The organism is Cryobacterium sp. Sr3 (genome assembly GCF_004402835.1).
Taxonomy (GTDB): Bacteria; Actinomycetota; Actinomycetes; order Actinomycetales; family Microbacteriaceae; genus Cryobacterium; species Cryobacterium sandaracinum.
In genome coordinates, this window is record NZ_SOFA01000024.1 from 84,587 (window position 1) to 110,043 (window position 25,457).

Genomic DNA, 25,457 nt, shown 5'->3' on the forward strand with positions numbered 1-25,457 from the left:
ACCTGCCGGTCAGTGACCGGCCGGCCGTGCCGGCCCGCATCATCCGTCAGCGGTGTGCGGGCCGGTTCGGCTTTTCTCGCGCCCGAAGGGGCTTATTCCTGCGGCAGGGTGTACTCGCCGGGTGCGGTGGCAATGGCGAGGCCGTCGGACAGCAAGCCCGCCAAAGCCCGGTCACGCTGGGGTGAGTCGGCCCACAGGTCGGTGATCTCGGCATCCGTCACCGGGTGCCGGGTGGCGCGAAGCTCGGCCATGATCAAGCCGCGCACCTTTCGGTCGCTGCCCTCGAACTTCTTCTGCACGGCTTTGCGCGGGCCGGAATAGGGCGGGTAGTCCGCCAGGCGCCAGGCGCAGGCGGCGCGGATGGGGCAGTCATCGCACCGGGGGATCCTGGCGGTGCAGACCACGGCGCCCAGCTCCATCATGCCGGCGTTGAATACGGCGGCGTCGCTCACGGGAAGTGGGAGCAGCGCGCTCATGGCGTCAAGGTCGCGGGTGCGGCTGGGTGGGGCCGGTTCGGCCTGGCCGGCCACGGCGCGCGCGATGACGCGCCGGGTGTTGGTGTCGACGACCGGATGCCGCAGGCCGTAAGCGAACGCGGCGACCGCCCTGGCCGTGTAGTCGCCGATCCCGCTGAGGGCCAGCAAGGCGTCGACGTCGGCGGGGACCACCCCATCGTGCCGCTCGGTGATCTCCACCGCGGCCGCGTGGAGCCACAGAGCGCGGCGAGGGTAACCCAGGTTTGCCCAGGCCCGCACCGCCTCGCCGGGCGGGACCGCCGCGAGGTCCCCCGGGGTCGGCCAGCGCTCGAGCCACTCCGCGAGGCGGGGAATCACCCGGTTCACCGGGGTCTGCTGCAGCATGAACTCGCTCACCAGCACGCCCCAGGCGCCGAAGCCGTGCCGGCGCCAGGGCAGGTCGCGAGCATTGCCCCGGAACCAGGCGTTGATGGCGAGGCTGAGGGCAGGGGAGCCGGCTGCAGGAGCAAGCGTGAGCGTGGCATTCACCGTTCTAACCTAGGCTCGAAAGATGAAGCTTGCCTCCACTCCCCGGATCGAGTTCCTGCGGGAACTCGCGACCGAAATCCTTGGCGTCTACGGTCTCGGTCGCACGGTCGTCGCCATCGACGGCACGGATGTCGCGGAGCGCGCCGCTTTCGCCGACGACCTGGCCGCCGTGTTCGATGAGCGGGAGCATCCGGTGTTCTCAGCCTCCCTGCGCGATTTCCGGCGGTCGCGGGCGGAGCAGGAGCGCTTCGGCCCGGAATCTCCCGAGCGGCTGCTGCGCCACCTGTACGACTTCTCGCTGCTGCGGCGCGTGCTGCTCGACCCGTTCCGGCTGGGTGGCAGCACCGGTTTCGTCACCCGAGCGTTCGACGCCGACCGGGATGCCTGGATCCAGCCCACCTGGCTGACCGGGCCGTCCGACGCCACGCTGATTCTCGACGGCGAGTACCTGAACCGCAAGGAGTTGCGCGACCTGTGGTCGTACAGCGTTCTGGTGGAGACCGAGGCGGACGCGGTGCGCTTCGGACCAGGCGGTGCCGAGGATACCGGCATGGTCACCGAGCACGAGGTCGCCGACCGGCTGTACCGCGGCGAGGTGCGTCCGCGCAGCCGGGCCACGGCCATCGTCGACGTGAGCAACCCGGCCGACCCGCGCCGTGTGTTCCTCGACAGCTGCTGATCGGGGTCTTGGGTCACGGGTCGTGACGGTCATCGGCGGAGCGCCGCGAACCGCTCGAGCACGTCGTACGGGGCCAGCGACACCCCGCGTGCCTCAACCTCGTGCACGAGAGTTGTCAGCAGCTCGTTCACGGGCGCCCGCACGCCGGCCAGGGCGGCTTCCCGCACCACCGCGCCGTTGAGAAAGTCGACCTCGGTGAGCTGCCCGCGCTTCAGGCTCTGCTGCGTCGAACCCAGGTTCGGCACGTCGCCCATGCGGGCCTTCAGCCTCAGCGGCAGCACCTGGCCGAGGGCCGGCGGCAGCCGCGAGAAGGCTCTCAACGGCCGGTCGCCGAGCCCCTGCAGGCTGCCGTAACGCACCCCGCGCTTCATCCCCACCTCCACGGTCTCGCGCATGCTCTCGGTCATCACGCGGCGCAGCCCGGCGTGGTCGATGACATTCTGAACGCTCATCCCGGTGATCGCGGGTAGTGCGTTGAGCATGTTGACGACGAGTTTGGTCCACTGGGCACCGACGAAGTTGTCGAGGGCGACGGTGGGCACGGCGCCGGCGAGCACGTCCCGCCAGGCGAGCGTGGCGGCATCCGCGGCGCCGGTTCCCCGGCCCAGATAGGTGGGCGCGGCGGTTGTGATCGTCACCTGGCCGGGTGCCGCGTAATTCGCCGCGATGATCGACAGGGCGCCGAAGCAGTCCGAGCGGGGCAGCAGAGAGCCCGCCGTGAGCACCCCGTCGAGGCCGTTCTGCACGACGATCACGGGGGAGCCGTCGAGCACCCGGGCGTTCTCGCCGATGGCCGCAGCCGCATCCTGGGCCTTGGTGCAGACGAGCGTCAGCTGCGGGGTCCGGGCCAGACGTTCGAGCGCGAGCGGATGCTGGCGTACGGTTCCGAAGGCCCCGGTCAGTGAAATCCCCTCGGCCCGGATGGCCGCCAGCGCCGGTCCGCGCGCCGTCACGGTCACCGTATGACCGGCCCGGGCGAGCAGGGTCGCGAACGTGCCGCCGAGGGCGCCGGCTCCGATCACCGCAATATTCATCCCCCCAGCCTAGGTCGCGCCCGATGGGTCAGCGCCGGACCGGGGCCGGATACCATGTCAAGAATGAACGAAGCATCCGGCGGGCCAGCCAGCGAACCGATAGTCGAACGGACGCCCGGGCAGCGGTCGATGAAGGTCGGCACCACCGTCAGCGGACTCCTCCTGGTCGACAAGCCCCAGGGCTGGACCAGCCACGACGCCGTCGCCCGCACCCGCCGCCTGGCCGGCACCCGCAAGGTCGGCCATGCCGGCACGCTGGACCCGATGGCCACCGGCCTGCTGATCCTCGGAATCAACAGTTCCACCCGCCTGCTGACGTACGTCGTCGGCCTCGACAAGGAATACCTGGCAACAATTCGACTGGGTACGTCGACGACGACCGACGACGCCGAGGGTGAAGAGCTGGCGCGGGCATCCGTCGACGCCGTGGCCGCCGTCACGCCGAAAGCCGTCGCGGCCGGAATCGGCGCCCTCACCGGCGCCATCACGCAGCAGCCCAGCTCCGTCAGCGCCATCAAGATCGACGGCAAGCGCGCCTACGCCCGGGTGCGCGCCGGCGAGGAGGTGGACCTGCCGGCCCGCCCCGTCACCGTGAGCGCGTTCGAGTTGCTCTCCCTGACCCCGGGCGACGGCTTCCTCGACCTCGAGGTGCGGGTGGAGTGCTCCTCCGGCACGTACATCCGGGCGCTGGCCCGCGACCTCGGCGCCGCCCTCGATGTCGGCGGCCACCTCACCAGCTTGCGCCGAACCCGGATCGGCCCGTTCGGCATCGACATGGCCCAGCCGCTCGCCGAACTCGACGTCGCTGCCGGACTGATCGGCCCGACGGATGCCGCCACGCGCATCCTGGGACGCCTCGACCTGACAGAGCAGCAGGCCATCGACCTCGGACACGGCAAGCGCATCGCGGTGGACGGCGCAGTCGGCACCGACGCCGAAGCCGGCACGGCGGTTCCGGTCGGCCCGGTGGCCGCGGTCGCGCCGGACGGCCGGCTGGTCGGCCTGGTCGAGTACCGCGGCGACCACGCCAAGTCCCTGCTCAACTTCCCGCCGGATCAGTTCGCCGATGCCGCGCAAACCGTGGCAGCCCCGAAGGCCACCGCATGATCGAGTGGTTCATGTGGCTCCAGTTGGCCGTGGCCACCCTCGCCGGCCTACTCTGCATCGCCCTCGGCCTGGCCGGGCGCAAACCCAGCGACCTCACCATGGGTGCCACCGCGCTCGTGGAGCTACTGCTGATCGTGCAACTCGTCGTCGCGATCGTCGCCCCGCTCACGGGCAACACCGCGACCGGCAGCCTGCTCGAGTTCTACACCTACCTGATCAGCGCAATTCTCGTGCCCGTGGCCGCCGCAGCCTGGGCGCTGATCGAACGTAGCCGCTGGAGCACGGTCATCTTGGGCGTCGCCGGGCTGGGCGTCGCCGTGATGGTCTACCGCATGTGGCAGATCTGGACCGTCCAGGGCCTGTGAGATTCAGGGCCAAGAAGTCCGGCGCCCGTGAAATCAGATCCACGGATGCTGCGATAATTAGGAAGCCATGACCGCAGAGCAGAGCAACGCCGCAGGGACGCCCGCCGAGAGCGCTCGGTCGACCCCGGTGACCGGCATCGGGCGCGTGCTGATCGCCGTCTACGGCCTCCTCGCGCTCGCCGCCACGGGCCGCTCCTTCGTGCAGATCGCCTCCAAATTCGCCGAGGCACCGTTGTCCTACTCATTGTCCGCGCTGGCCGCGGTCGTCTACATCGTCGCCACGGTGGCCCTGATCAGGAGCGGCGGACGCTGGCGCCGCGTGGCCTGGATCACGATCGGCTTCGAGTTCGCCGGCGTGCTGGTGGTCGGCACCCTCAGCCTCGTCGACCCGGCCCTGTTTCCGCACGACTCGGTCTGGTCGTTGTACGGCCGCGGCTACCTCTTCATCCCGCTCGTGCTGCCGGTCCTGGGCATGTGGTGGCTGTCCCGGAGCGGTAAGGTGCGCGAGTGAAGGTGCTGCGCGGCGTCGCCGATATCCCGGCCGACTGGCCGGCCTCCGCGGTCAGCATCGGCAAGTTCGATGGCGTGCACGCGGGGCACCGCGCGGTCATCGCCGAGTTGCAGGCACTCGCCGACAGCGACGGACTGGCCTCCGTGGTGGTGACCTTCGACCGGCATCCGCTCGCCGTGCTTGCCCCCCAGGAGTGCCCACAGACCCTGATCAGCACCGAACAGAAGCTTGCCTTGCTCGCCGAGACCGGCGTGCGCGCCACCCTTCTGCTCGAGTTCACCGCGGCGTTGGCCGCTCTTTCGCCCGAGGATTTCATTGAGAGCATCGTGGTGCAGGGGCTTCACGCGCGCACCGTGCTGGTCGGCCGCGACTTCCGGTTCGGCGCTCGCGGCGCCGGCGATGTGCACCTATTGCAGGAGCTGGGGGACCGGTTCGGGTTCACCGTGCGCCTGATCGACGACGTGAAACCAGACCGGATGCGCCGGGTCTCGTCGACCTGGATCCGCGAGCTGCTCTCCCGCGGCGAGGTCGGCGCGGCCACCACCCTGCTCGGGCACAACCCGACCGTGCGCGGGGAGGTCGTGCACGGCGCGAAGCGAGGACGCGAACTCGGCTTTCCCACGGCCAACCTGTCACCGGCGTCCGAGGGGCTGATCCCCGCGGACGGGGTCTACGCGGGCTGGCTGACGGATGCCGGTATCCGCTACCCGGCGGCCATCTCGGTGGGCAACAACCCCACCTTCGACGGTGTGGCGCAGAAGCAGGTCGAGGCCTTTGTGCTCGACCAGGACATCGACCTGTACGACCATGTAGTGGAGGTGTCCTTCGTCGAACGTATCCGCGGCATGGTCGCGTTCACCGGAATCGAACCGTTGATCGTGCAGATGCACGATGACGTGGAAAAGGTCCGCGGCATCCTGGCCTGACGCGGGCATCCTGGCCGGACCGGGCATCTCGCTGTTGAGAGTCGGCTACTTGGTCGGGCCGCTGCTTGTCGGGCTGCTGCTTTTCGGGCTGCTGCACCAGCTGGCCGGCGGCTGGACCTGGCCGCTCGCCTTCCTGATCGGCGCCGCCCTGGCCGCTACGCTCGGCGGCGCCGTGCTGTCCTGCCCGCCCAGTGTCCTGCTGCCTGCCTAGCGCCCTGCTGCCCGCCCAGTGCCCCGCGCGGCCTCACAAATTCGACGGAGATTCTGGCAAAAAACCGGGTGAGACCGGTCTCAATGCCGGTTGAGAGCAAAATCTCCGTCGAATTGGTTCAGGGGCGGGCGGGCAGGCGGGCGAAGGGCGCGCGGGCGCGGGAGTGGGTGACTCAGGCGACCAGATCGGCGCGGTGGATGAGCGCCGCGGCGCCGATCAGTGGGCCGTCGCCGGAGAGAGCGGATGCGACGACGCGCACCCGGGTCGCGAAGGAGAACACCGTGCGCTCGGCGACGGCCGCTCGCACGTAGTCGAACAGGTCCGGCGTGACGTGTGAGAAGCCGCCGCCGATCGCCACCACGTCGAGGTCCACGAGATTCGTCGCGGAGGCGATCGCCTGGCCGATGGCCTGGCCGCAGCGCTTGACCGCACTGATCGCGATCGGGTCTCCCGCGGCGTATGCGGCCGAGAGGTCTTCGCCGGTGAGGCCCGACCAGCCCTCGGCGCGCGCCCAGGCCACGGTGCGCGGTCCGGATGCGACGGCCTCGAGGCATCCGGTGCCGCCGCAGGCGCAGGCGTCGTCGAACCCGCCGACTTCGATGTGACCGATGTGCCCGGCGTTGCCGGTCGGCCCGGAAACGGTGGACCCACCCAGGATCAGGCCGCCGCCGATGCCGGTGGACACGACCATGCCCATCAGGCTGTCGGCGCCCCTCCCGGCGCCGAGCCAGTGCTCGGCGAGCGTGATGCAGAGGCCGTCCAGGCGCAGGCGCACGGGCGCCTCGGGCACGAGGGCCGCGACACAATCCCGTAAGGGGTAATCCCGCCAGGCCGGCAGATTCAACGGAGAGACTGTGCCCGTGTCCACGGTGATCGGTCCGGCGGTGCCGATGCCGACGCCGAGGAGGGCGTCTCCGGCCGGCAGGCTCGCTCGGGCGCGGGTGACAACGGTCCGTACACTGTCCGCGAGTTCCTCGGCGGTTTTGACCGGGCCGGTGGGGGCGCGGTGCCGGCTGGCGGCGAGCACGACCCCCTGCTCGTCGACGAGTGCGGCTTCAACCTTGGTGCCGCCGAGGTCGACGGCGAGAGCGTAGCTGGTGGGCATGACATCAGCCTAGGGCGTGCAGAGTTGCAGGGTCGATGCTCGAATGCGCAGATGAGCAACATGACCAACAGGCGTTGATCGGGGGAGACCGGCGACTTAGGCTGGACCCGAACGGAACGGAGCACCATGACGGACACCGACGAACTCTTATCCATTCGCGCGGCCGAACTCTACTATGAGGAAAACAAGACGCAGGACGAAATCGGCACCGTTCTCCGCCTCACCCGCTGGAAGGTGGGCCGGCTCCTCGCCCAGGCCAAGGCCAGTGGCTTCATCCGCATCGAAATCGTTCACCCGCGCGCCCGTCGTCTCTCCATCGAACGCCGGCTGCGCGAGACCACGCAGCTGACGGATGCCATCGTCGTCTCCTCTGCCGGCGTCTCCACTGACGAGGAACTCCAGTCCCGCACCGCCCAAGCTGCCGCCGACTACCTCACGGGCCTCCGCCCGGTGCCGCGAACGCTCGGCATCAGCTGGGGCCGCACCCTGCACGAGGTGTCGCTGCACCTGGCCCAGGGCTGGGCCAGCGGCGTCAACGTCGTGCAGATCAACGGCGGAGTCAGCCTCAACCGGCGCGCCGGCACCGCAGCCGCGACGGCCGTCACCATTGCTCACAAGGCCTCGGGGGCGGCGACACTGCTGCCGAGCCCAGCCATCCTCGAGCGCCTCGACACCAAGACCGCGATCGAAGCCGACCGCTCCGTCGCCGCCGTGCTGAACCTCGGCGCCGCGGCATCCGCCTACCTGTTCAGCGCCGGCCAGGCCGACCAAAACTCGGCTCTCGTCGACAGCGGCTACCTCACCGCAGAACAGGTCGCCGAGCTCGTACGCAAGGGCGCGGTCGGCGACATCGTCGGCCGGTACATCGACAGCAACGGCAACATCGTCGACCCGGAACTCAACGGCCGGACCGTCGGCATCCAGCTCGAAGCGCTGCGTCACGCGAAGACCGCCATCGCCGTGATCACCGGCGGCTCCAAACACTCCATCGCCCGCGCCGTCGTCGGCAGCGGCCTGTGCACAGTGCTCGTCACCGACGAAGACACCGCACTCGCCATCCTCGGCGAAAACGCATGACCGCACCCCGACCGCAAGGACAATTCATGACTACCAGCCAAACGGCCATGGCCCAGCTGAACACCGGGGAACGCGCCCTGGCGCTCATCGGCGGCGAAGCCACGGATGCGAATCTGCGGCGTTACCTGCACGGCATCCCCGGCATCGACGCCGTCGGCTTGGAGCAGCGTGCCTCCGACCTCGGCACCCGCTCGATCAAGACCAGCTCGAAGAAGTGGGCGATCGACAAGATCATCAGCCTGATCGACCTCACCACCCTCGAGGGGGCCGATACCCCCGGCAAGGTGAAGTCCCTGGTCGGCAAGGCCCTCACGCCCGACGCCGGTGACCTCAGCTGCCCTCGCGTGGCCGCGGTCTGCGTCTACGGCGACATGGTGCTGCACGCCGTCGCCGCTCTCGGCTCCGCGCACTCCGCGGGCACGGATGCCGGCGTGAACGTCGCCGCCGTCGCGACCGCGTTCCCGAGTGGGCGCGCGTCCCTCGCGATCAAGCTGGCCGACGTGCACGACGCCGTCGCGGCCGGCGCCGACGAGATCGACATGGTCATCGACCGTGGTGCGTTCCTGTCCGGCAGGTTCGGCCAGGTCTACGACGAGATCGTGGCGGTCAAGCAGAGCTGCCGCCGCCCCGACGGCAGTTTCGCCCACCTCAAGGTGATCCTCGAGACCGGGGAGCTCAGTACCTACGACAACGTGCGCCGCGCGTCGTGGCTGGCCATCCTGGCCGGCGGCGACTTCATCAAGACCTCCACCGGCAAAGTGCCCGTCGCGGCCACCCTGCCCGTGACCCTCTCCATGCTCGAGGTCGTGCGCGACTGGCATCGCCTCACCGGGGCGAAGGTCGGTGTGAAGCCGGCCGGCGGCATTCGCACGTCTAAAGACGCCACCAAGTACATCGTGACCGTCGCCGAAACCGTGGGCGAGGAATGGCTCACGCCGAGCCTGTTCCGGTTCGGGGCGTCGAGCCTGCTGAACGACGTGCTGATGCAGCGCCAGAAGATGACCTCCGGACACTACTCCGGCCTTGACTACGTGACGATCGATTGAATCTCGACAAGCTCGATCACCGACAACTCGATCAACCTTGATTGGAATAACCATGAGCTTTCTTGACTACGCTCCCGCCCCGGAGTCCCAGGCCGTGCTGAACCTTCGGGGGGACTACGGACTCTTCATCGACGGGGAGTTCGTCGCCGGTCGGGGTGAGCCGTTCCAGAGCATCAACCCGGCCACCGAGAAGCAGATCGCAATGATCGCCCACGCCGACGCGGCGGATGTCGACGCGGCGGTGGCCGCCGCCCGTCGCGCCTACGACAAGACCTGGTCGAAGCTCTCCGGCAGCGATCGCGGCAAGTACCTGTTCCGCATCGCCCGCCTTGTGCAGGAGCGGGCCCGTGAGCTTGCCGTCGCCGAGACCCTCGACAACGGCAAGCCGATCAAGGAGAGCCGCGACGTCGACGTGCCTCTGGTTGCCGCCTGGTTTTTCTACTACGCCGGCTGGGCCGACAAGCTCGACCACGCCGGGGTCGGCCCCACGCCGTCCGCGCGGGGCGTCGCCGCCCAGGTGATCCCGTGGAACTTCCCCCTGCTGATGCTGGCTTGGAAGATCGCCCCGGCCCTCGCCGCCGGCAACACGGTCGTGCTCAAGCCGGCTGAGACCACCTCCCTGACCGCGCTGTTGTTCGCCGAGATCCTGCAGCAGGCCGACCTGCCCGCCGGCGTTGTCAACATCGTCACGGGCGGCCGCGACACCGGCAAGGCCCTCGTCGGGCACCCCGGCGTCAACCTCGTCGCGTTCACCGGCTCCACCGGCGCAGGCCGGGCCATCGCCCGCTCGGTCGCCGGAACCGACAAGAAGGTCATCCTCGAGCTCGGCGGCAAGGCCGCGAACATCGTCTTCGACGACGCGCCCATAGACCAGGCGATCGAGGGCATCGTCAACGGCATCTTCTTCAACCAGGGCCACGTCTGCTGCGCGGGCAGCCGCCTGCTCGTGCAGGAGTCGATCCATGACGATGTCATCGACCGCCTCAAGGCGCGCCTGTCCACGCTGCGCCTCGGCGACCCGATGGACAAGAACACCGACATCGGCGCCATCAACAGCGCCGAGCAGCTGGCGCGCATCCGGGAGCTCACCGACATCGGCGAGCAGGAAGGCGCCGAGCGCTGGAGCCCGGACTGCGTGCTGCCCGAGGCCGGCTTCTGGTTCAGGCCGACCATCTTCACCAACGTCTCCACCAGCCACCGCATCGCCCGTGACGAGGTATTCGGCCCGGTGCTCTCCGTGCTGACCTTCCGCACCCCGGCCGAGGCCATCGCCAAGGCGAACAACACGCCGTACGGACTGTCCGCCGGAATCTGGACCGAGAAGGGCAGCCGGATGCTGGCCGTCGCCGACAAGTTGCGTGCCGGCGTGATCTGGGCGAACACGTTCAACCGCTTCGACCCGGCCAGTCCATTCGGCGGCTACAAAGAGTCCGGCTACGGGCGCGAGGGCGGCCGCCACGGGCTTGCCGCATACCTCAAGCCCGCCGCCGGTCGCGCGGCCGCGCGCACCGTGACGGCCGCGCCCGCGGCATCCATCGCACCGGCCGTTGCTTCGCCGGCCGCGGAGAAGACCCCCGTTTCCCGAAAGAAGGCAGCCAAGTGACCCGCCTCGCCGTTCCCAAGACCTACAAGCTCTACCTCGGCGGCAAGTTCCCGCGCAGTGAGTCGGGCCGGGTCTACGAGATCCGTTCCCACGACGGGGAATTCCTCGCCAACGCCGCGAAGGCCAGCCGCAAGGATGCCCGGGACGCCGTCGTCGCCGCCCGCTCGGCCCTCGGCGGCTGGGCCGGCGCCACGGCCTACAACCGCGGCCAGGTGCTTTACCGCATTGCGGAGTTGCTCGAGGGGCGCCGGGCCCAGTTCGTCACCGAAATCGTGCAGTCGGAAGGCGTGAGCACCGCGGCAGCATTCGCCCAGGTCGACGAGGCCATCGACCGCTGGGTCTGGTACGCCGGCTGGGCCGACAAGTACCTGCAGGTGGCCGGCAACGCCAACCCGGTTTCGGGTCCCTACTTCAACCTCTCGGTGCCGGAGCCCACGGGCGTCGTCGCCATCATCGCGCCGCAGACCGGGGGTTCCCTCCTCGGTCTCGTCAGCGCGGTCGCCCCGGCGCTGGTCTCAGGCAACACCGTGGTCGTCGTCGCGAACGAGGCCATGCCGCTCTCGGCGATCAGCCTGGGCGAGGTGCTCGCCACTAGTGACGTGCCCGGCGGCGTAGTCAACATCCTCACCGGGTCTCCCGCCGAGATGGCGCCGTGGCTGGCCAGCCACGCCGACGTCAACGCCCTCGACCTGGTTGGCGCCGGCGATCTCGACTGGATCCACCTCGAGATCGACGCGGCCGAGACCCTCACCCGGGTGCTGCAGCCCGAGAACGGTCCGGATGCCGCGAGTCCCTCCCTGGCGCGCGTCCTGGCGTTTACCGAAACGAAGACGATCTGGCACACGAAGGGCCTGATCTAGCCCGCGCCCGCCTGACGAATTCGACGGAGATTTTGCCCAAAACGGCGCAAAACCGCCTTCCGGGCCTCAAAACCCCAAAATCTCCGTCGAATTCGTCAGGGCCAGCCGGGCTACGCCTCGTGCGGCCGCTCGGTGTCGTCGTCGCGCAACAAGTCTTCCAGGGCCTGGTCCACCTCGTCGAGGACCGGCTCAACCCCGGCCGCCGAGCTGGTCAGGCGGGCCACGAGGGCCTGTGGGTCGTCGAGGTCCGCTGACGAGGGCAGAAGGTCCGGGTGGGCCCACAGCTCGTCGCGCTTCTCGTTGCCCACGGCATCCGTCACGGCCTGCCACAGGGCGGCGGCCTCGCGCAGGCGCCGGGGGCGCAGCTCGAGCCCGACCAGGGTGGCGAACGCCGACTCGGCGGGCCCACCGGATGCCCGGCGCCGCTTCACCGTCTCGGCGATCGCGTCCGCGCGGGGCAGCCGGCTCGTGGCCTCGAGGGTGACGACATCGACCCAGCCCTCGATCAGGGCGAGCATCGTTTCGAGCCGGGAGAGCGCGGCCAGCTGGGCCTCGCTCTTCGGCGGGATCAGCGAGCCGTCGACCATGGCGGCGCGCAATTCTTCCGGGTTGGCCGGGTCGAAGCCGTCGGCCAGCTGCTCGAGGCGGCTTGAGTCGATGTGGATGCCGCGGGCGAAGTCGGTGATCGAGCTGATCAGGTGCAGGCGCAGCCAGCGGGAGTGGCGGAAGAGGCGCGCGTGGGCGATTTCCCGCACCGCGAGGTAGATCTGCACCTGGTCGGCGGGAACGTCGAGGCCTTCCCCGAACGCGGCCACGTTCTGGGGGAGCAAAGCGGCCTGCTGGTCGCTGAGCAGAGGGATTCCAACGTCTCCACCGGAGACGACTTCACTGGACAGCTGACCCACGACCTGGCCGAGCTGCATGGCGAACAGGGTGCCGCCGATGCTGCGCATCACCTGGCCGGCACCGGCCATCATGCCTTTGAGCTCTTCCGGGGCCTGATCGGTGAGCACCCGGGTCAGGGAGTCGGAGATGCTGGTCGCGACGGGCTCGGCGAGCTGGGTCCACAGCGGCATGGTCGCGGAGACCCATTCCTTACGGGTCATCAGGCGCGGAGGGGTGGTGAGCTCGGCGACCGAGATCACCTCGTCCAGCCAGAGGGAGGCGATGTGGAATGCCTGATCGAGGGCGGCGCGTTCGGCCGAGGTCACGTCGAGCTGACTCTGGGCCGCGCGCTCCTGGCCCTGGTTGAGGGCGGCATCCCAATTGATGGATCCGTCGCCGCCGCCGCGCAGAGCACCCTGCAACTGATTCATCAGCGCGGAAATGCTCGCCGGGTCGCTGGGAAGCCCCGCCGCGCCGGCCAGCTGGCTCGGGTCGATGGACGACTTCCCACTCAGGATGTCGCGCAGCATGTCCCGAAACTCATCTTCGGGATTGTGACCCTCGTCGGGTCGGGAGTCGTCGTCGGCCACTTCAGGCACCTCTCAGTCGCGTCCTCCTACGCTAGCCGGAGATCCCCGGCGCGGACTGGGAAATGACCTACGCTGGTAAACCGGTGTCCGCCTGCCGCGAACAGCCAGCACATTCCCTGGAAGGAGACCGGTGGCCCTCTTCACCGATCACCCAGTACAGCCGCCCGACCGATCCGCGCGCGCCGTCGGGACAGGCTGGGTGGTGCTCGGGATCGCGATGGTCATCGGCCTCATCCTCGCCGTGACGCCGTCACCGTATGTGATCGAGAAGCCAGGACCGGTCTACAACACCATCGGCACGGCCGAACAGGACGGCAAGCAGGTGCCGCTCATCTCCATCTCCGGCGAACCCGTTTACCCGACCGAGGGCAGCCTCGACCTGCTGACCGTGTCGCTGCTGGGCAACCCCGACAACCGGCCGAGCTGGCTGACGGTCGCCGCAGCCTGGCTCGACCCGAACCAGGCCGTGATCCCGATCGAGTCGGCGTTCCCGCCCGACGTGAGCACGAAGCAGCGCGAGGAGCAGAGCCAGGCGCAGATGGTGAATTCGCAGCAGGATGCGATCGCCGCCGCTCTGACCAGCCTCGACTATGACTACCCGACGATCCTCTCGGTCGTCTCCCTGCCGGGCGACTCGCCCGCCGAGGGAGCCATCGAAGCCGGCGACGAGGTGGTCTCGGTGAACGGTGAAGAGGTCGCCGACATCACGGCCCTGCGGGACGCGCTGACGCGAAACGGTGTCGACGACGCCGCCTCCATCGGAATCATCCGGGACGGCGCCAGCGAGACGGTGCAGGTCACCCCGGTTGAATCGGGCGACGCCGTCGTGGTGGGCATCAATGTGACGAGCGACTACGACTTCCCCTTCGACGTCACGATCGAACTCGACTCGGTCGGCGGGCCCAGCGCGGGCATGATGTTCGCCCTCGGCATCATCGACACGCTCACCTCCGGCTTTATTCAGGGCGGTGAGGATGTCGCGGGCACCGGCACGGTAAACCAGGCCGGCGAGGTGGGTCAGATCGGCGGTATCCGACAGAAGCTGATCGGTGCCGACCGAAGCGGCGCCGATTGGTTCCTCGCGCCCGCCGACAACTGCGACGAGGTCACCGGTCACGTGCCCGACGGGATGACGGTCTTTTCCGTGGACACCCTCGACGACGCGCTGGCCGCGCTGGACGCCATCCGCACCGGTTCGGACACCGACGCACTGGAGCAGTGCGCACTCGGCTAACCCCGGGCCGCTGCCCAGCGAATGTGCGGCTTTCGTTCGCGGCGGCTGTCTAGAATGGGCGATGACCGCCGATTTCGAGATCAAGAGGCCAATTCGTGACGTCACAACAAGCCCGAAGCGCTCCCGCGCCACAGCGCAGCCGTGCTCCCCTTGCCATTACGGCAGCGATTATCGCGGGGCTGGTGATCATCTTCTTCGTTTTCGCCGGGCTATATGCCGACGTTCTCTGGTTCGACCAGTTGGGCTTCCTAGCCGTGCTGACCACGCAGTGGTTCGCCGGTGCCGTGCTGTTTCTGATCGGGTTCGTAGCGATGGCGGTCCCCGTCTGGGCGAGCATCCAGATCGCTTACCGCTTGCGGCCGGTCTATGCGAAGCTCAACTCGCAGCTCGACCGCTACCAGCAGGTCATCGAGCCGCTGCGCCGCCTCGCCATGTACGGCATCCCGGCTCTGCTAGGTCTGTTCGCCGGCGTCGCCGCGGCTACCCGCTGGCAGGTCGTTCTGATGTGGCTGAACCGCACGGACACCGGCCGAGTTGACCCCCAATTCAAACTGGACATCTCGTTCTATCTGTTCGATCTCCCCTTCCTGCACTCCGTGCTCGGCTTCGCGTCGGCCGTGGTGCTCATCTCGGCCCTCGTCGCCGCGGCTACGAGCTACCTGTATGGCTCGATCAGGGTGAGCGGGCGCGAGGTCATGGTTTCCAAGGCCGCCCGCATCCAGATTGCCAGCACGGCAGCCCTTTACCTGATGCTGCAGGCCGTGAGTATCTGGCTCGACCAGTACTCCACGCTGACCAACACCAACGACATCATCACCGGCGCCGGCTACACCGACGTGAACGCCACGATTCCGGGCCGCGCCATCCTGGCCGGAATCGCCGCCGTCGTCGCTATCCTGTTCCTCCTCACGGCCTTCATCGGCCGCTGGCGCCTGCCCATTGTCGGCACCGCGCTGTTGATCGTGAGCAGTCTCCTGCTCGGCTCGCTGTACCCGTGGGTCGTGCAGCGCTTCCAGGTGGTGCCGAGCGCCAAAACGCTCGAAGAACCCTATATTCAACGCAACATCGATCTCACCCGCGACGCCTACGACCTGGCGGATGTGGAAGAGATTCCGTACAACGCGATCACGACGGCCGCGCCCGGCGCCTTGCGCGCCGACGCAGAGACGACCGCTAACATCCGTATTCTCGACCCTGCTCTGGTCAGCGACGCGTTCTCCCAGCTCGAGCAGTTCAAGCAGTATTATCAATTTCCGCAAAACCTCGACGTCGACCGGTACCCGATTGACGGCAAGTCCCAGGACACAGTGGTCACCGTGCGCGACCTCAACCTGGCCGGTTTGAACGCCGGCAACACCTGGGTCAACTCGACCGTGGTCTACACGCACGGCTACGGCGTCGTGGCGGCCTACGGCAACCAGCGCTCGGCCGCCGGCCAGCCCGTGTTCCTCGAGTCCGGCATCCCGACCACCGGGTCGCTGCCCGAATACGAACCGCGGATTTACTTCGGCGAGACGTCGCCGCCGTACTCCATCGTGGGTGCGCCCAAGGACAGCAAGCCGGTCGAACTCGACTACCCGTCGGGCACGGATGGGGCGCAACAGACCTACACGACGTTCACGGGCGACGGTGGGCCGAAGCTCGACAACGCGTTCAACAAGCTGATCTACGCGCTCAAGTTCCAGTCGGAGCAGATCTTCCTGGCCAACGCCGTGAACGAGAAATCACAGATCCTTTACGACCGTGACCCGGTCACCCGGGTGCAGAAGGTGGCTCCGTACCTGACCCTCGACTCCGACGCCTACCCGTCGATCGTCGACGGTAAGCTCAAGTGGATCGTCGACGGCTACACCACCTCGGCCGACTACCCGTACTCCACTTCCGTGGGCCTGAGCGACGCGATCGCCGACACGGAAACGCCCCCGCAGCCATTCGCGCTCGACAACATCAACTACATGCGCAACTCGGTCAAGGCCACGGTCGACGCCTACGACGGCGAGGTCACCCTCTACGCCTGGGACGACGAGGATCCGCTGCTCAAGACCTGGCAGAAGATCTTCCCGTCGACGATCAAGCCGATGACCGAGATGAGCGGCGACCTGATGAGCCACGTTCGCTACCCGGCGGACATGTTCAAGGTGCAGCGCCGGGTTCTGGGTAAGTACCACGTCACCGACCCGGGTTCCTTTTACTCGGTTGACGACGCCTGGACGACGCCGAACGACCCGGTGTCGCCGTCGACGAACACGACCCTACAGCCGCCCTACTACCTGACCATGCAGGTTCCAGGCCAGGAGAAGCCATCCTTCTCGCTGTACACCACGTTCATCCCGGACGCGAGCGGCGCGACGAGCCGGAACGTTCTGACCGGCTACCTCGCGGTCGACGCGGATGCCGGTTCGACCGACGGGGTGCGGGCGGAAGGCTACGGGAAGCTCCGCCTGCTCAACCTGCCGGAGGACGTGACCGTGCCTGGCCCCGGCCAGGTGCAGGCCAAGTTCAACGCGGACCCGACCGTCTCACAACAGTTGAACCTGCTGAAGCAGGGCCAGTCGAAGGTGCTCAACGGAAACCTGCTCACCGTGCCTGTGGGTGGCGGCCTGCTCTACGTGCAGCCGGTTTACGTGCAGTCCACGGGTGAGACCAGCTACCCGCTGCTGCAGAAGGTGCTCGTCGCCTTCGGAGATCAGATCGCGTTCGAGGACACGCTGGACAAGGCGCTTGACGTGCTCTTCGGAGGCGACTCCGGCGCCAGCGCCGGAGACACCGATGTGCCGCCGTCCGAGACGCCCGTGGAGGGGGAGGCCCCTGCCGAGGGCGAAACCACCCCATCGACGTCGACCGGTGACCCGGCGACGGATGCTCAACTGAAGTCGCTCCTCGCCGTGGCCAAGCTGGCCGTCACCGAGAAGCAGGCGGCCCTGACGACCGGTGACTTCACCGCCTATGGAATAGCCGACAAGAAGCTGAGCGATGCGATCGCCGAAATGCTGGTGCTGCTCGACCAGTAGCGAGTCGTTCGCCGCTTCATCCGCTGCGCGGGTGCTGCGCCGTTTAGCCGGGGGCACGCCTCCCGCGGAACGGCGCGGCATCCGCGTTCCGCGGGCCGGGACGGCCGGTTCCGCAGCCCGTGTGGTCGGACCGCGCCGGAGGCTGTGGTAAATTTATCGTTGTAGCGCGGGGTGGAGCAGTTCGGTAGCTCGCTGGGCTCATAACCCAGAGGTCGTAGGTTCAAATCCTGCCCCCGCAACCAAGGGCGTTTCAGGCAATGCCACCGTGATTTTCATCACGTACACAGAAGGGCCGGTTCAGCAGAAATGCTGCACCGGTCTTTCTGCTTTAACTCACAGGAGCCAGTGAATGTCCGGACTTTTCAGAGAAAGTGTCGGGGAGGCCATCGCCCTGACTCCACATTCATCACGGCCGTAGTCCGACTACCCGATCCGGATCGTCTGGGCGACGCTCGGCACCCCGTTAACGTCCATGGCGAACAGGAGATAATGCCCGGGGACCACGACTCCCGGATCGGACGGAATCGTCAGGGATGCGACATTACCGGTTACGCCGGTGGGCGTGAGTGGGATGCGACGCTGGTCAGTGTTGATCGAGTGGGTGACCGTGCTCATGCGGATGAGGGGGAACGCTGGTGTGGGCCCGGACGTCGTTATGTGGATGGTGGAACCCCGCACCGCAGCGGTAGGCGCCGTGGTGATCGATGGACGAGGGCGGGCGGTGCCGTCGGCGTTGAACAGGTAGGGCGGGGTGAATATCTGCCCGTCCGGGTGGTTGGTCGTGCAGGTGCCGCAGAGGCCGCCAACGCCGACGAAGACCCGGGCATCAGGCAGCAGTAGCCCCACGCTGTGACACGTGCGTGGCGCAGTCATCGGCGCGAGCGCGGTGAACTTACCTGTCGCCGGGTTCCAAACCTCAGGCGCCATGGCGGCCGGTGCGTCCGAGAACTGCTTCGCGTACGCCTGACCGCCCAATGCCAGAACCTGTCCGTCGGGCAGCACGACAGAGTTCAAGAAAGCCCGTCGCGCCGCCATGTCGCCGGTTCGCGTCACCTTGACACCATTGTTGATGTCGATTGCATAGGCCCGCGCGGTCGCGTCACTGTCCTGGTACGCGGGCGAGCCACCGAGGGTGAGTATCTTGCCGACGTCGTACATGACCGCATTCCGTTCATCGCGTCACCACTGTCGGCCCGGAGACCAAGATCCTGAACAGCGCTGGTGCTGCTGGTCGTGTACATGTTCATCCGACGGCTCGGGCCGCATGGAACACCTTCCCGTCGGCCACCGCGAACAGCCACGCGTGGTTGTCGGATCGGAACACCCCTTGCGGGTCGTTCGTCAGGATCGGTGCGACAGGCGCGTTGGCCAGCCCGCGCCACCCGGCGCTAGTCGATCAGATTTCACCGTTCTTACCGCCCTGGCCGCCCGCCCAGGAACCGCCGAGAAGGAACACTTGCCTATTGCAGAGCGTGACGTTCGACTGATAGGCGCGCGGGATGTTCATGGGTGTGGCGGCTGACCACGTGTGGTCGCCGGGTCGTAGATCGTCGACGAGGCGGCGTTGCTCCCCCCGCTGATCAGGATCCTGCCGTCCGGGAGGATCGACACTCCGGGGCAGAACATGTCGTGCCCCGTATTAGCGACAGTAAGCGGGGTGACCACGCCGGTGTTCAGAGCGAGGATGGCGGTCTGGGTCTTGCCGTTGGCCCCGCCGAAGGTCGTGTTGGAGTACGAGAACCAGGTGAGCACTTTGTTGCCGGGCAGGAGGGCTGCCGCCGTGGTCCACTGTCCGCGATTGCCGGCCTCGGTCGTCGCGGTCAGGCGAACGTATCGCGCCTGAACAGCCGGGAACGTGAGGGCCTTCGCCTGGCTGTTGTCAGCCCAGATTCCGCTGGCGACCGGTGCACTCCAGCTCGTTCCGTCGGAGCTCACGGCGATGGCGTATTGGCCGATGGCGCCGTTCCGGGACGTGCCGGACCTCGGGGTGTAGGTGAAGCCGGAGACCTCGTTGATCGCCCGCACGTCGAGAACAATGCTGTGCGGAAACGGGATCAACGTGGGGGAGTACTGGGAGTGCCAGATCGTGGTGAGGTTGCCGTCGAGCATGTTCGCGGCGCCGCCGCTTTCGCGGGTTGTCTCTTGCTCGCTCGCCGTCACTATCCAGCCGGTCCGGGTGAGCGCCGTCGGCGCTGGCGCGGGTGGGGGCGGCTGGGTGGTGCCTGTTTCTGCGATCAGATGGAGTTCGGCGGCGCTGGTCCAGGGCCGCGGCTACCTGCCTCCGTGATCGCGGTCAGCCGGATGAAACGTGTCGCCACAGGGGTGAATCCCGTCGTCTTCTCCAACGCGTTCTCGGCCCAGGTTCCTGTTGCGACGGCGGCACCCCAGTTCGTGCCATCCGGGCTGGCATGGATCTCGAAACGGCCGATTCGTCCATTCGAACTGCATGTGCGCGGCAGGTACTTCAGGGCTGCGACGGTGTCGGTTTTGTACATGTCGATGGTGATCGAATGGGGCAGCGGCACCGCGGTTCCGCTCCACTCACTGTGCCAGTAGGTCGAGGCGTTGCCGTCGAGCACATTAACGGCTGCGCCGTTCTCACCTGTGGTTTCCTGGTCACTCGCGGTCACGGTCCACCCTGTGCGCGGCAGCGGAGTGGACGAGAAGCCGGGCAGCAGTCGGGTTGCGGCGCATGCGGAATACTCGTTGGGTACTGGGGGAAGGTGCAGGCACTGTCGATAGAAACCCAGATCCACCGTCAATGGAAGGGTGTGGGGAGAGCAATTCGACGAACGTCGACATCCCCGGCACAGCGTCGCGCGCGGCCGCCCAGGACGTCCGGAATCAGTTTCCGGACTTGTCGCCGAAGCCGTCGGCATAAGCGGCGGTGTCGGACAGGACTTCTGTGAGAACGGTCACGGGTGAATCTCTTTCTATCGAAAGCGGTTTCAGGAGTACCCAGAGCGTGGCCATCACACTGAGGTCTGACCATGCGTTTCACAACCCGAGGCTGTGGTAAGTTTGTATTTGCAGCGCGGGGTGGAGCAGTTCGGTAGCTCGCTGGGCTCATAACCCAGAGGTCGTAGGTTCAAATCCTGCCCCCGCAACCATCAGCCCCCGGAACCACACGGTTCCGGGGGCTTTTTTGTGTCAGGCACACGTGGCTGTGCGCCGAACGAATCGTCACGAAGGAGTCACTCATGCCACTGGTTCGAATCGATCTGAATCGAGCGGGCCCCCGGTCCAGTAAGTTCGATATGCATCAGGTCACCGGCGAAACCTCGCTGTTTCAGGCCGCCGCACGACAGTCGGGAACAGTTCAGATATGAAGCTCAAGATCAGCCTGCTGGCCGTTTTCGGTGTCGCGTCGCTGGCGCTGACGGGGTGCACCGCCACGGGAACGGATGCTGACGGGGGAGCGGCAGGGGAGCCGGTCACCATCGCCGTGGTCACTCACGGCACCGCGGGCGATTCCTTCTGGGACGTCGTCAAGAGCGGCGCCGAGCAGGCAGGCACCGACCTCGGAGCCACGGTCACGTATCAGGGCGACGGCGACCCGGTCAAGCAGAGCCAGCTGATCGAAGCGGCCATCGCGGCCCAGCCCGACGGGCTCATCATCTCGATGGCGAACCCCGACGGCGTGAAGAGCGCCGTCGAGAAAGCCGTTGCCGCCGGCATCCCAGTGATCACCATCAACTCGGGCCTGGAGAAGTCCGTCGAATTCGGCGCCCAGACCCACGTCGGCCAGAGCGAGTTCATCGCGGGCCAGGGAGCCGGTGAACAGCTGGCCGCCGCCGACGTGACCAACGTGATCTGCATCATCCACGAGGCCGGCAACTCGGGGCTCGAAGAACGCTGCACGGGTGCCGCCGACACGGTCGGCGCGGACGTCAGCAACGTGCAGGTCGACGTCGCCAACCTCGCGGATGCCCAGAACACCATCAAGAGCAAACTCCTGGCCGACCCGTCCATCGACGCCGTCCTCACCCTGCAGACCGGGGTCGCCGTGGCCGCGAGCCAGGCCATCGACGAGGCGAAAAGCCCAGCCACGCTGGCCACGTTCGACGTGTCCGCCGACGTGACCCGGCTCATCCAGGGCGGCAAGATACTGTTCGCGGTCGACCAGCAGCCGTACTCCCAGGGCTACCTGCCCGTGACCTTCCTCACCCTGCAGAAGCGCAACGGCGACGTCGTCGGCGGCGGGCTGCCGGTCTATTCAGGCCCGGGCTTCGTGACGAAGGACAACGCGGCCCAGGTCGCGAAGTTCGCGGAGAACGGCACGAGATGACCGTCGCTGTGGGCGCGGGGATCGATGAACGGCCGACGAGGGCGCATCCGCTGCCCACCCTGCTGCGCAGGCCTGAGGTCGGCGCACTCGTGGCGACCCTGGCGATCTTCCTCTTCTTCTCGCTCTCCACGCAGGCGTTCCTGACTCCCGCGGGCATCTCCACCTGGCTCTACTCGGCCTCCCTGTTCGGCATCATGGCCGTGGCCGTCGCCCTGCTCATGATCGGCGGGGAGTTCGACCTCTCGGCGGGCGCGATGACGGGCACCACGGGGCTCATCGTCGGCGTGGTCACCACTCAGTGGGAGCTGAACATCTGGTTCGCCCTCGTGCTGGCCCTCGCGGTGGCCCTCCTGATCGGCGCCGGGAACGCCTGGGTCGTCATGAAGACCGGCCTGCCGAGCTTCATCGTGACCCTCGCGGCCTTCTTCATCCTGCAGGGCTGCAACCTGGCGTTGACGAAACTCTTCACGGGCAGCGTCGCCATTCAGGGGATGGGGGCGGTGCCCGGGTTCGACCAGGTCAAGGTCTTCTTCGGCTCCTCGTTCCCGTTCCTGGGCATGGACGTCAAGATCTCGATCGTCTGGTGGATCGCGTTCACCGCGCTGGCCACCTGGGTGCTGCTGCGCACCCGGCCCGGCAACTGGATCTTCGCCGTCGGCGGCCAGGTCACGAGCTCCCGGCAGGTCGGCGTTCCCGTGTTCAAGGTCAAGCTCGGGCTGTTCATGACCACGGCCGGTGCCGGCTGGCTCGTCGGCATGCTTCAGCTCTTCGACGTGTCGACCGTGCAGGCCACGACCGGGGTCGGTCAGGAATTCATCTACATCATCTGTGCCGTCGTGGGCGGATGCCTGCTCACCGGCGGTTACGGATCGGCGATTGGCGCGGCCCTCGGAGCCCTGATCTACGGGATGACCCTGCAGGGCATCGTGTTCGCCCAGTGGGACAACAATTGGCTCAAGGCATTTCTCGGCGGGATGCTGCTGCTCGCCGTGCTTGTAAACCTGCTCGTTCGCCGCCAGTCCGGGGTGCGCGCATGACGCCGGCCCCGATCCGTCCGGAGCCGATTCTCGAGGTGCATGACATCGGGAAGTCCTACGGTTCGGTGCGGGCGTTGGCGGGCGTGTCGGCATCCGTCGGCGCCGGGGAAGTGCTCTGCGTGCTGGGCGACAACGGCGCGGGCAAGTCAACGTTCATCAAGATCCTCTCCGGTGCCCACCAGCACTCGGAGGGCAGCCTGCGCGTCTTCGGGGTGGAGCGCCGATTCGCGCATCCGCGGGAGGCGCTCTCCCTCGGCATCGCCACCGCCTACCAGGACCTGGCCGTGGTGCCGTTGATGCCGGTGTGGCGCAACTTCTTCCTCGGTTCCGAGCTCACCCGAGGCCGAGGCCCGCTGCGGCGCCTCGATGTCACCGGCATGCGGGCCACGACCAAAAACGAGCTCGCCCGGATGGGCATCAACCTACGCGACGTGGACCAGCCGATCGGAACGCTTTCCGGCGGGGAACGGCAATCCGTCGCCATCGCACGCGCCGTGCATTTCGGGGCGAAGGTCGTCATTCTCGACGAACCCACGTCGGCCCTGGGGGTCAAGCAGGCCGGGGTGGTGCTCTCGTACATCGCCCGGGCCAGGGACCGCGGGCTCGGCGTCGTCTTTATCACGCACAATCCGCACCACGCCTATCCGGTCGGCGACCGTTTCCTGCTGCTGCAGCGCGGCACCAGTATGGGTGATTTCGCCAAGAGTGAGATCACGATCGAAGAGATGACCGCGCTGATGGCGGGAGGGGCCGAACTTGAGGCGCTGGCCCACGAACTGGAGCGTGCGTAGGGCCTGAGATGGCCGCCCCGTCGCCGCGCGGGCGGTGGAAAGGCGCTGATTCATTCGTATACATCTACTAAACTAGTTTGCGTTATTGGTGAGTCACTCTGAATTTCAGGTTCTAGTCAGGGTAAAATTATCCCGTGACCAACCTCCTGGAACAGCCCGAAGCGGATGCCGCGCACGGCCTGTCCGCGGCGGCTCGGGCGGTCGCGGGGCTGCCGCACCGCCGGAGAACTACTCGAGCGTCTGACGCTCGTCTCCGGGCCGACCGCGGGGCGACGGACGCGGTTGGGCACGCAGCTGCGCACCGGCCGCTCCCCGGGGTGGCGAACCGCTGCCGCCCACCTTCCCCGCCACGGCCATCGGCCTGGCCGCCGGGGCGATCGGCGTCGACACGGCCGACGCGATTCTCACCGCGTTGACGCCGACGCTGCGGTACACCGACCTGGACTCGGTGCAGGCAGCCGAGAGCGAGCTGGTCGCCTCGGCCACCGGCACCAGCTCCGAGACCCCGGTGCCGGCGTCGGTGCCGGCGTCGGCGGATGAGATCCGGTTGCAGGGTGCGGTCTGGAGGGCCGTGCTCGCGCCCGACGGGTCCCGACCAGCGGCGCCACGACGTGCTCGCCGTGATCCTCGACGTCGTCTCCCGGGCCGGGGAGGCCCCGACCATCGGCGGCGCCCCGGCCACGGTTCTGGTCAGTGTGCGGGAACAGGACCTGAACGCGGACTTCGGTCAGGGCCGCGGCGTCGGCTGGATCGACGGCGTCGAAACCCCGATCTCGATCAGCGCCGTCACGGACCTGATCAGCAACGGCGGTCAGCAGAAAGTCGTCATCACCGACGAGGGACGCATCATCGCCCTCGGCTCACCCGAACGCTGCTTCACCGCCGCGCAACGCCGGGCGATTCAGCTCCGCGACGGCACCTGCGTCATCCCGGGCTGCAAAATCCCGGCCGGGATGACCGAGATCCACCACGTGATCCCGCACTCCGAGGGCGGACCGACGCACACCGACAACGGCGTCTGTTTGTGCTGGTGGCATCACCGCTACCTCGCCGCCTCCGGCTGGGCAATCCGGATGGTCCGCGGCGCCGTGCAGATCATGGCACCACCCTGGCTGGAGACCGGGGCCCTCAAATGGCGGAATGAGACCAAGTCCCGCCCCCGGATGACGGACGCGGTCGAACGGGGAAACGGATAGGGGGTCCCTGGTCACGGTCTCGGTCTCGACAGGCTCGACCATCGTCGAGGGAACGTTGGGGAGGGTGGGTCGCCGGGTAGCGTGGGGACCATACGCGTTGACTCGAGAAAGGGGCCCCATGAGCGCACCCCACGATCCGTTTGAGCTTTCTGCACGCCGGTTGACGCTGGACCTCGCCCGGCGGGGCACGGAATTCTTCGGTCGCGAACTGCAGGGGCTCACAGACGATGAACTCGACGGGGACTCCCTGCTGCCGGGCTGGACCCGGCGCCAGGTCGTCGCGCACGTCGCGTCCAACACCCGTGCGATCGGACGGCTGGCACAGTGGGCCGACACCGGAGCCGAGACGGTGATGTTTGCCTCGATGGAGGCGCGGAATGCGGAGATCGTCGCGGGCAGCATCCTCAGTTCCGATGCGGTCCGTGAATCCTGGGCGGACTCGGCCGCCGACCTGGACCGACGCTGGCTGGCGCTGGCGGACGACCGCTGGGTCGTTCCGGTCAGGAACGGGCAGGGTGCCATGGTGCCGCTGCGGGACACGATCTGGATGCGCACCCGCGAACTCTGGATCCACGCCGTCGACCTCAACCACGGTGCCGGCTTCCGGGACCTGCCGGAGGAGGCATTCGACCGGCTTCTCGGCGAGATCGTCGGTGCCTGGGCCTCCCGGGGGGACGCGGGCCGCCGGCTCACCGCGACGGATTCGACGCACACAGGCTACGGCGATCCGGATGCCGCCGACCAGGTCACGGGGTCGCTCGCCGACCTGGCCGCCTGGGCCGCCGGCCGTGCCCGATCGGGCGTTACTTCCGATGCGGGGGAGACCCCCGTGGCAGCGCGCTGGCTCTGAACCGACTGTGACCAGGCTCGCTCCTGCCACAGGGTGGGCCGTACACG

The 25,457-nt window shown here is 67.8% G+C and carries 24 protein-coding genes and 2 tRNA genes; 19 read left to right on the top strand and 7 right to left on the bottom strand.

Annotated elements, in window-relative coordinates:
- Positions 1-92: 92 nt before the first annotated feature.
- Entirely contained in the window at positions 93-947 is an 855-nt protein-coding gene (locus E3N94_RS05695; RefSeq protein ID WP_166784823.1) for an A/G-specific adenine glycosylase, read from the bottom strand.
- A gap of 79 nt (positions 948-1,026) precedes the next feature.
- On the opposite strand from E3N94_RS05695, the gene E3N94_RS05700 reads away from it, so the two are divergent.
- Positions 1,027-1,683 carry a hypothetical protein gene (locus E3N94_RS05700; protein WP_104100262.1) on the top strand — a complete coding sequence of 219 codons (657 nt, stop codon included), beginning with the start codon at positions 1,027-1,029 and terminating at the stop codon, positions 1,681-1,683.
- Between the two features lie 29 nt (positions 1,684-1,712).
- Here E3N94_RS05700 and E3N94_RS05705 read toward each other — a convergent pair whose 3' ends face one another.
- Positions 1,713-2,717: a ketopantoate reductase family protein gene (locus tag E3N94_RS05705; protein WP_104100261.1), complete on the bottom strand. Its 1,005-nt coding sequence runs from the start codon at positions 2,715-2,717 to the stop codon at positions 1,713-1,715.
- A 129-nt stretch (positions 2,718-2,846) separates the two neighbouring features.
- Here E3N94_RS05705 and truB point away from each other — a divergent pair, with 129 nt between their 5' ends.
- The 5 genes from truB (at position 2,847) to E3N94_RS05730 (ending at position 5,837) form a co-directional block, all read left to right on the top strand.
- On the top strand, positions 2,847-3,824 hold the full coding sequence (gene truB / locus E3N94_RS05710; protein ID WP_104100260.1) for a tRNA pseudouridine(55) synthase TruB: 978 nt from the start codon (positions 2,847-2,849) through the stop codon (positions 3,822-3,824).
- Positions 3,821-4,189, top strand: a complete 369-nt coding sequence (locus tag E3N94_RS05715; RefSeq protein WP_104100259.1) for a hypothetical protein — start codon at positions 3,821-3,823, stop codon at positions 4,187-4,189. The genes truB and E3N94_RS05715 overlap by 4 nt, the downstream gene beginning before the upstream one ends.
- A 67-nt stretch (positions 4,190-4,256) precedes the next feature.
- Positions 4,257-4,700, top strand: coding sequence for a hypothetical protein (locus E3N94_RS05720; protein WP_104100258.1), 444 nt, complete (start codon positions 4,257-4,259; stop codon positions 4,698-4,700).
- Complete coding sequence (locus E3N94_RS05725) at positions 4,697-5,626, top strand: bifunctional riboflavin kinase/FAD synthetase (RefSeq protein WP_104100257.1); 930 nt, start codon at positions 4,697-4,699, stop codon at positions 5,624-5,626. The genes E3N94_RS05720 and E3N94_RS05725 overlap by 4 nt, the downstream gene beginning before the upstream one ends.
- A complete protein-coding gene (locus tag E3N94_RS05730) occupies positions 5,592-5,837 on the top strand; it encodes a hypothetical protein (protein ID WP_104100256.1) in 246 nt (81 codons plus the stop codon). The genes E3N94_RS05725 and E3N94_RS05730 overlap by 35 nt, the downstream gene beginning before the upstream one ends.
- A gap of 172 nt (positions 5,838-6,009) precedes the next feature.
- Here the strand turns inward: E3N94_RS05730 and E3N94_RS05735 are convergent, their stop codons facing one another.
- Positions 6,010-6,942 (bottom strand): ROK family protein, encoded by a 933-nt coding sequence (locus E3N94_RS05735; protein WP_104100255.1) that lies wholly within the window; start codon positions 6,940-6,942, stop codon positions 6,010-6,012.
- A 126-nt stretch (positions 6,943-7,068) separates the two neighbouring features.
- Between E3N94_RS05735 and E3N94_RS05740 the strand changes: the two genes are divergently transcribed.
- From E3N94_RS05740 to E3N94_RS05755, 4 genes are read left to right on the top strand one after another with little or no spacing between them, the layout of a single operon-like run.
- Positions 7,069-8,019, top strand: a complete 951-nt coding sequence (locus E3N94_RS05740) for a sugar-binding domain-containing protein (protein ID WP_104100254.1) — start codon at positions 7,069-7,071, stop codon at positions 8,017-8,019.
- Between the two features lie 26 nt (positions 8,020-8,045).
- Positions 8,046-9,065 (top strand): deoxyribose-phosphate aldolase, encoded by a 1,020-nt coding sequence (deoC, locus tag E3N94_RS05745; protein ID WP_104100253.1) that lies wholly within the window; start codon positions 8,046-8,048, stop codon positions 9,063-9,065.
- A gap of 52 nt (positions 9,066-9,117) precedes the next feature.
- Entirely contained in the window at positions 9,118-10,668 is a 1,551-nt protein-coding gene (locus E3N94_RS05750; protein WP_104100252.1) for an aldehyde dehydrogenase family protein, read from the top strand.
- Complete coding sequence (locus tag E3N94_RS05755) at positions 10,665-11,528, top strand: aldehyde dehydrogenase family protein (RefSeq protein ID WP_104100251.1); 864 nt, start codon at positions 10,665-10,667, stop codon at positions 11,526-11,528. The genes E3N94_RS05750 and E3N94_RS05755 overlap by 4 nt, the downstream gene beginning before the upstream one ends.
- A 110-nt stretch (positions 11,529-11,638) precedes the next feature.
- On the opposite strand, the gene E3N94_RS05760 is transcribed toward E3N94_RS05755, so the two are convergent.
- Positions 11,639-12,943: a zinc-dependent metalloprotease gene (locus E3N94_RS05760; RefSeq protein WP_104100290.1), complete on the bottom strand. Its 1,305-nt coding sequence runs from the start codon at positions 12,941-12,943 to the stop codon at positions 11,639-11,641.
- A gap of 190 nt (positions 12,944-13,133) precedes the next feature.
- Here E3N94_RS05760 and E3N94_RS05765 point away from each other — a divergent pair, with 190 nt between their 5' ends.
- The 3 genes from E3N94_RS05765 to E3N94_RS05775 all read left to right on the top strand — a co-directional run bounded on the left by E3N94_RS05765 (position 13,134) and on the right by E3N94_RS05775 (position 17,490).
- A complete protein-coding gene (locus E3N94_RS05765; RefSeq protein WP_104100250.1) occupies positions 13,134-14,237 on the top strand; it encodes a S16 family serine protease in 1,104 nt (367 codons plus the stop codon).
- Between the two features lie 95 nt (positions 14,238-14,332).
- On the top strand, positions 14,333-17,248 hold the full coding sequence (locus E3N94_RS05770) for a UPF0182 family protein (RefSeq protein ID WP_174776120.1): 2,916 nt from the start codon (positions 14,333-14,335) through the stop codon (positions 17,246-17,248).
- A gap of 165 nt (positions 17,249-17,413) precedes the next feature.
- Positions 17,414-17,490 (top strand) — tRNA-Met (locus E3N94_RS05775).
- 181 nt (positions 17,491-17,671) lie between these two features.
- Here the strand turns inward: E3N94_RS05775 and E3N94_RS05780 are convergent.
- From E3N94_RS05780 to E3N94_RS16475, 3 genes are all read right to left on the bottom strand, one after another.
- On the bottom strand, positions 17,672-18,406 hold the full coding sequence (locus E3N94_RS05780; protein ID WP_104100249.1) for a galactose oxidase-like domain-containing protein: 735 nt from the start codon (positions 18,404-18,406) through the stop codon (positions 17,672-17,674).
- A gap of 345 nt (positions 18,407-18,751) precedes the next feature.
- A complete protein-coding gene (locus E3N94_RS05785; protein ID WP_158250235.1) occupies positions 18,752-19,408 on the bottom strand; it encodes a discoidin domain-containing protein in 657 nt (218 codons plus the stop codon).
- A 74-nt stretch (positions 19,409-19,482) separates the two neighbouring features.
- A complete protein-coding gene (locus E3N94_RS16475; protein ID WP_158250234.1) occupies positions 19,483-19,878 on the bottom strand; it encodes a discoidin domain-containing protein in 396 nt (131 codons plus the stop codon).
- A 403-nt stretch (positions 19,879-20,281) separates the two neighbouring features.
- On the opposite strand from E3N94_RS16475, the gene E3N94_RS05795 reads away from it, so the two are divergent.
- The 6 genes from E3N94_RS05795 (at position 20,282) to E3N94_RS05825 (ending at position 25,410) form a co-directional block, all read left to right on the top strand.
- A tRNA-Met gene (locus E3N94_RS05795) sits at positions 20,282-20,358 on the top strand.
- A 215-nt stretch (positions 20,359-20,573) separates the two neighbouring features.
- Positions 20,574-21,536 (top strand): sugar ABC transporter substrate-binding protein, encoded by a 963-nt coding sequence (locus tag E3N94_RS05800; RefSeq protein WP_104100246.1) that lies wholly within the window; start codon positions 20,574-20,576, stop codon positions 21,534-21,536.
- Complete coding sequence (locus E3N94_RS16810; RefSeq protein ID WP_104100245.1) at positions 21,533-22,573, top strand: ABC transporter permease; 1,041 nt, start codon at positions 21,533-21,535, stop codon at positions 22,571-22,573. Before E3N94_RS05800 ends, E3N94_RS16810 begins: the two co-directional genes overlap by 4 nt.
- Positions 22,570-23,364: an ATP-binding cassette domain-containing protein gene (locus E3N94_RS05810; protein ID WP_104100244.1), complete on the top strand. Its 795-nt coding sequence runs from the start codon at positions 22,570-22,572 to the stop codon at positions 23,362-23,364. Before E3N94_RS16810 ends, E3N94_RS05810 begins: the two co-directional genes overlap by 4 nt.
- Positions 23,365-23,975: 611 nt before the next feature.
- Positions 23,976-24,560 (top strand): HNH endonuclease signature motif containing protein, encoded by a 585-nt coding sequence (locus E3N94_RS05820; protein ID WP_166790070.1) that lies wholly within the window; start codon positions 23,976-23,978, stop codon positions 24,558-24,560.
- A 118-nt stretch (positions 24,561-24,678) separates the two neighbouring features.
- Complete coding sequence (locus E3N94_RS05825; RefSeq protein WP_104100241.1) at positions 24,679-25,410, top strand: maleylpyruvate isomerase family mycothiol-dependent enzyme; 732 nt, start codon at positions 24,679-24,681, stop codon at positions 25,408-25,410.
- Positions 25,411-25,457: the final 47 nt, after the last annotated feature.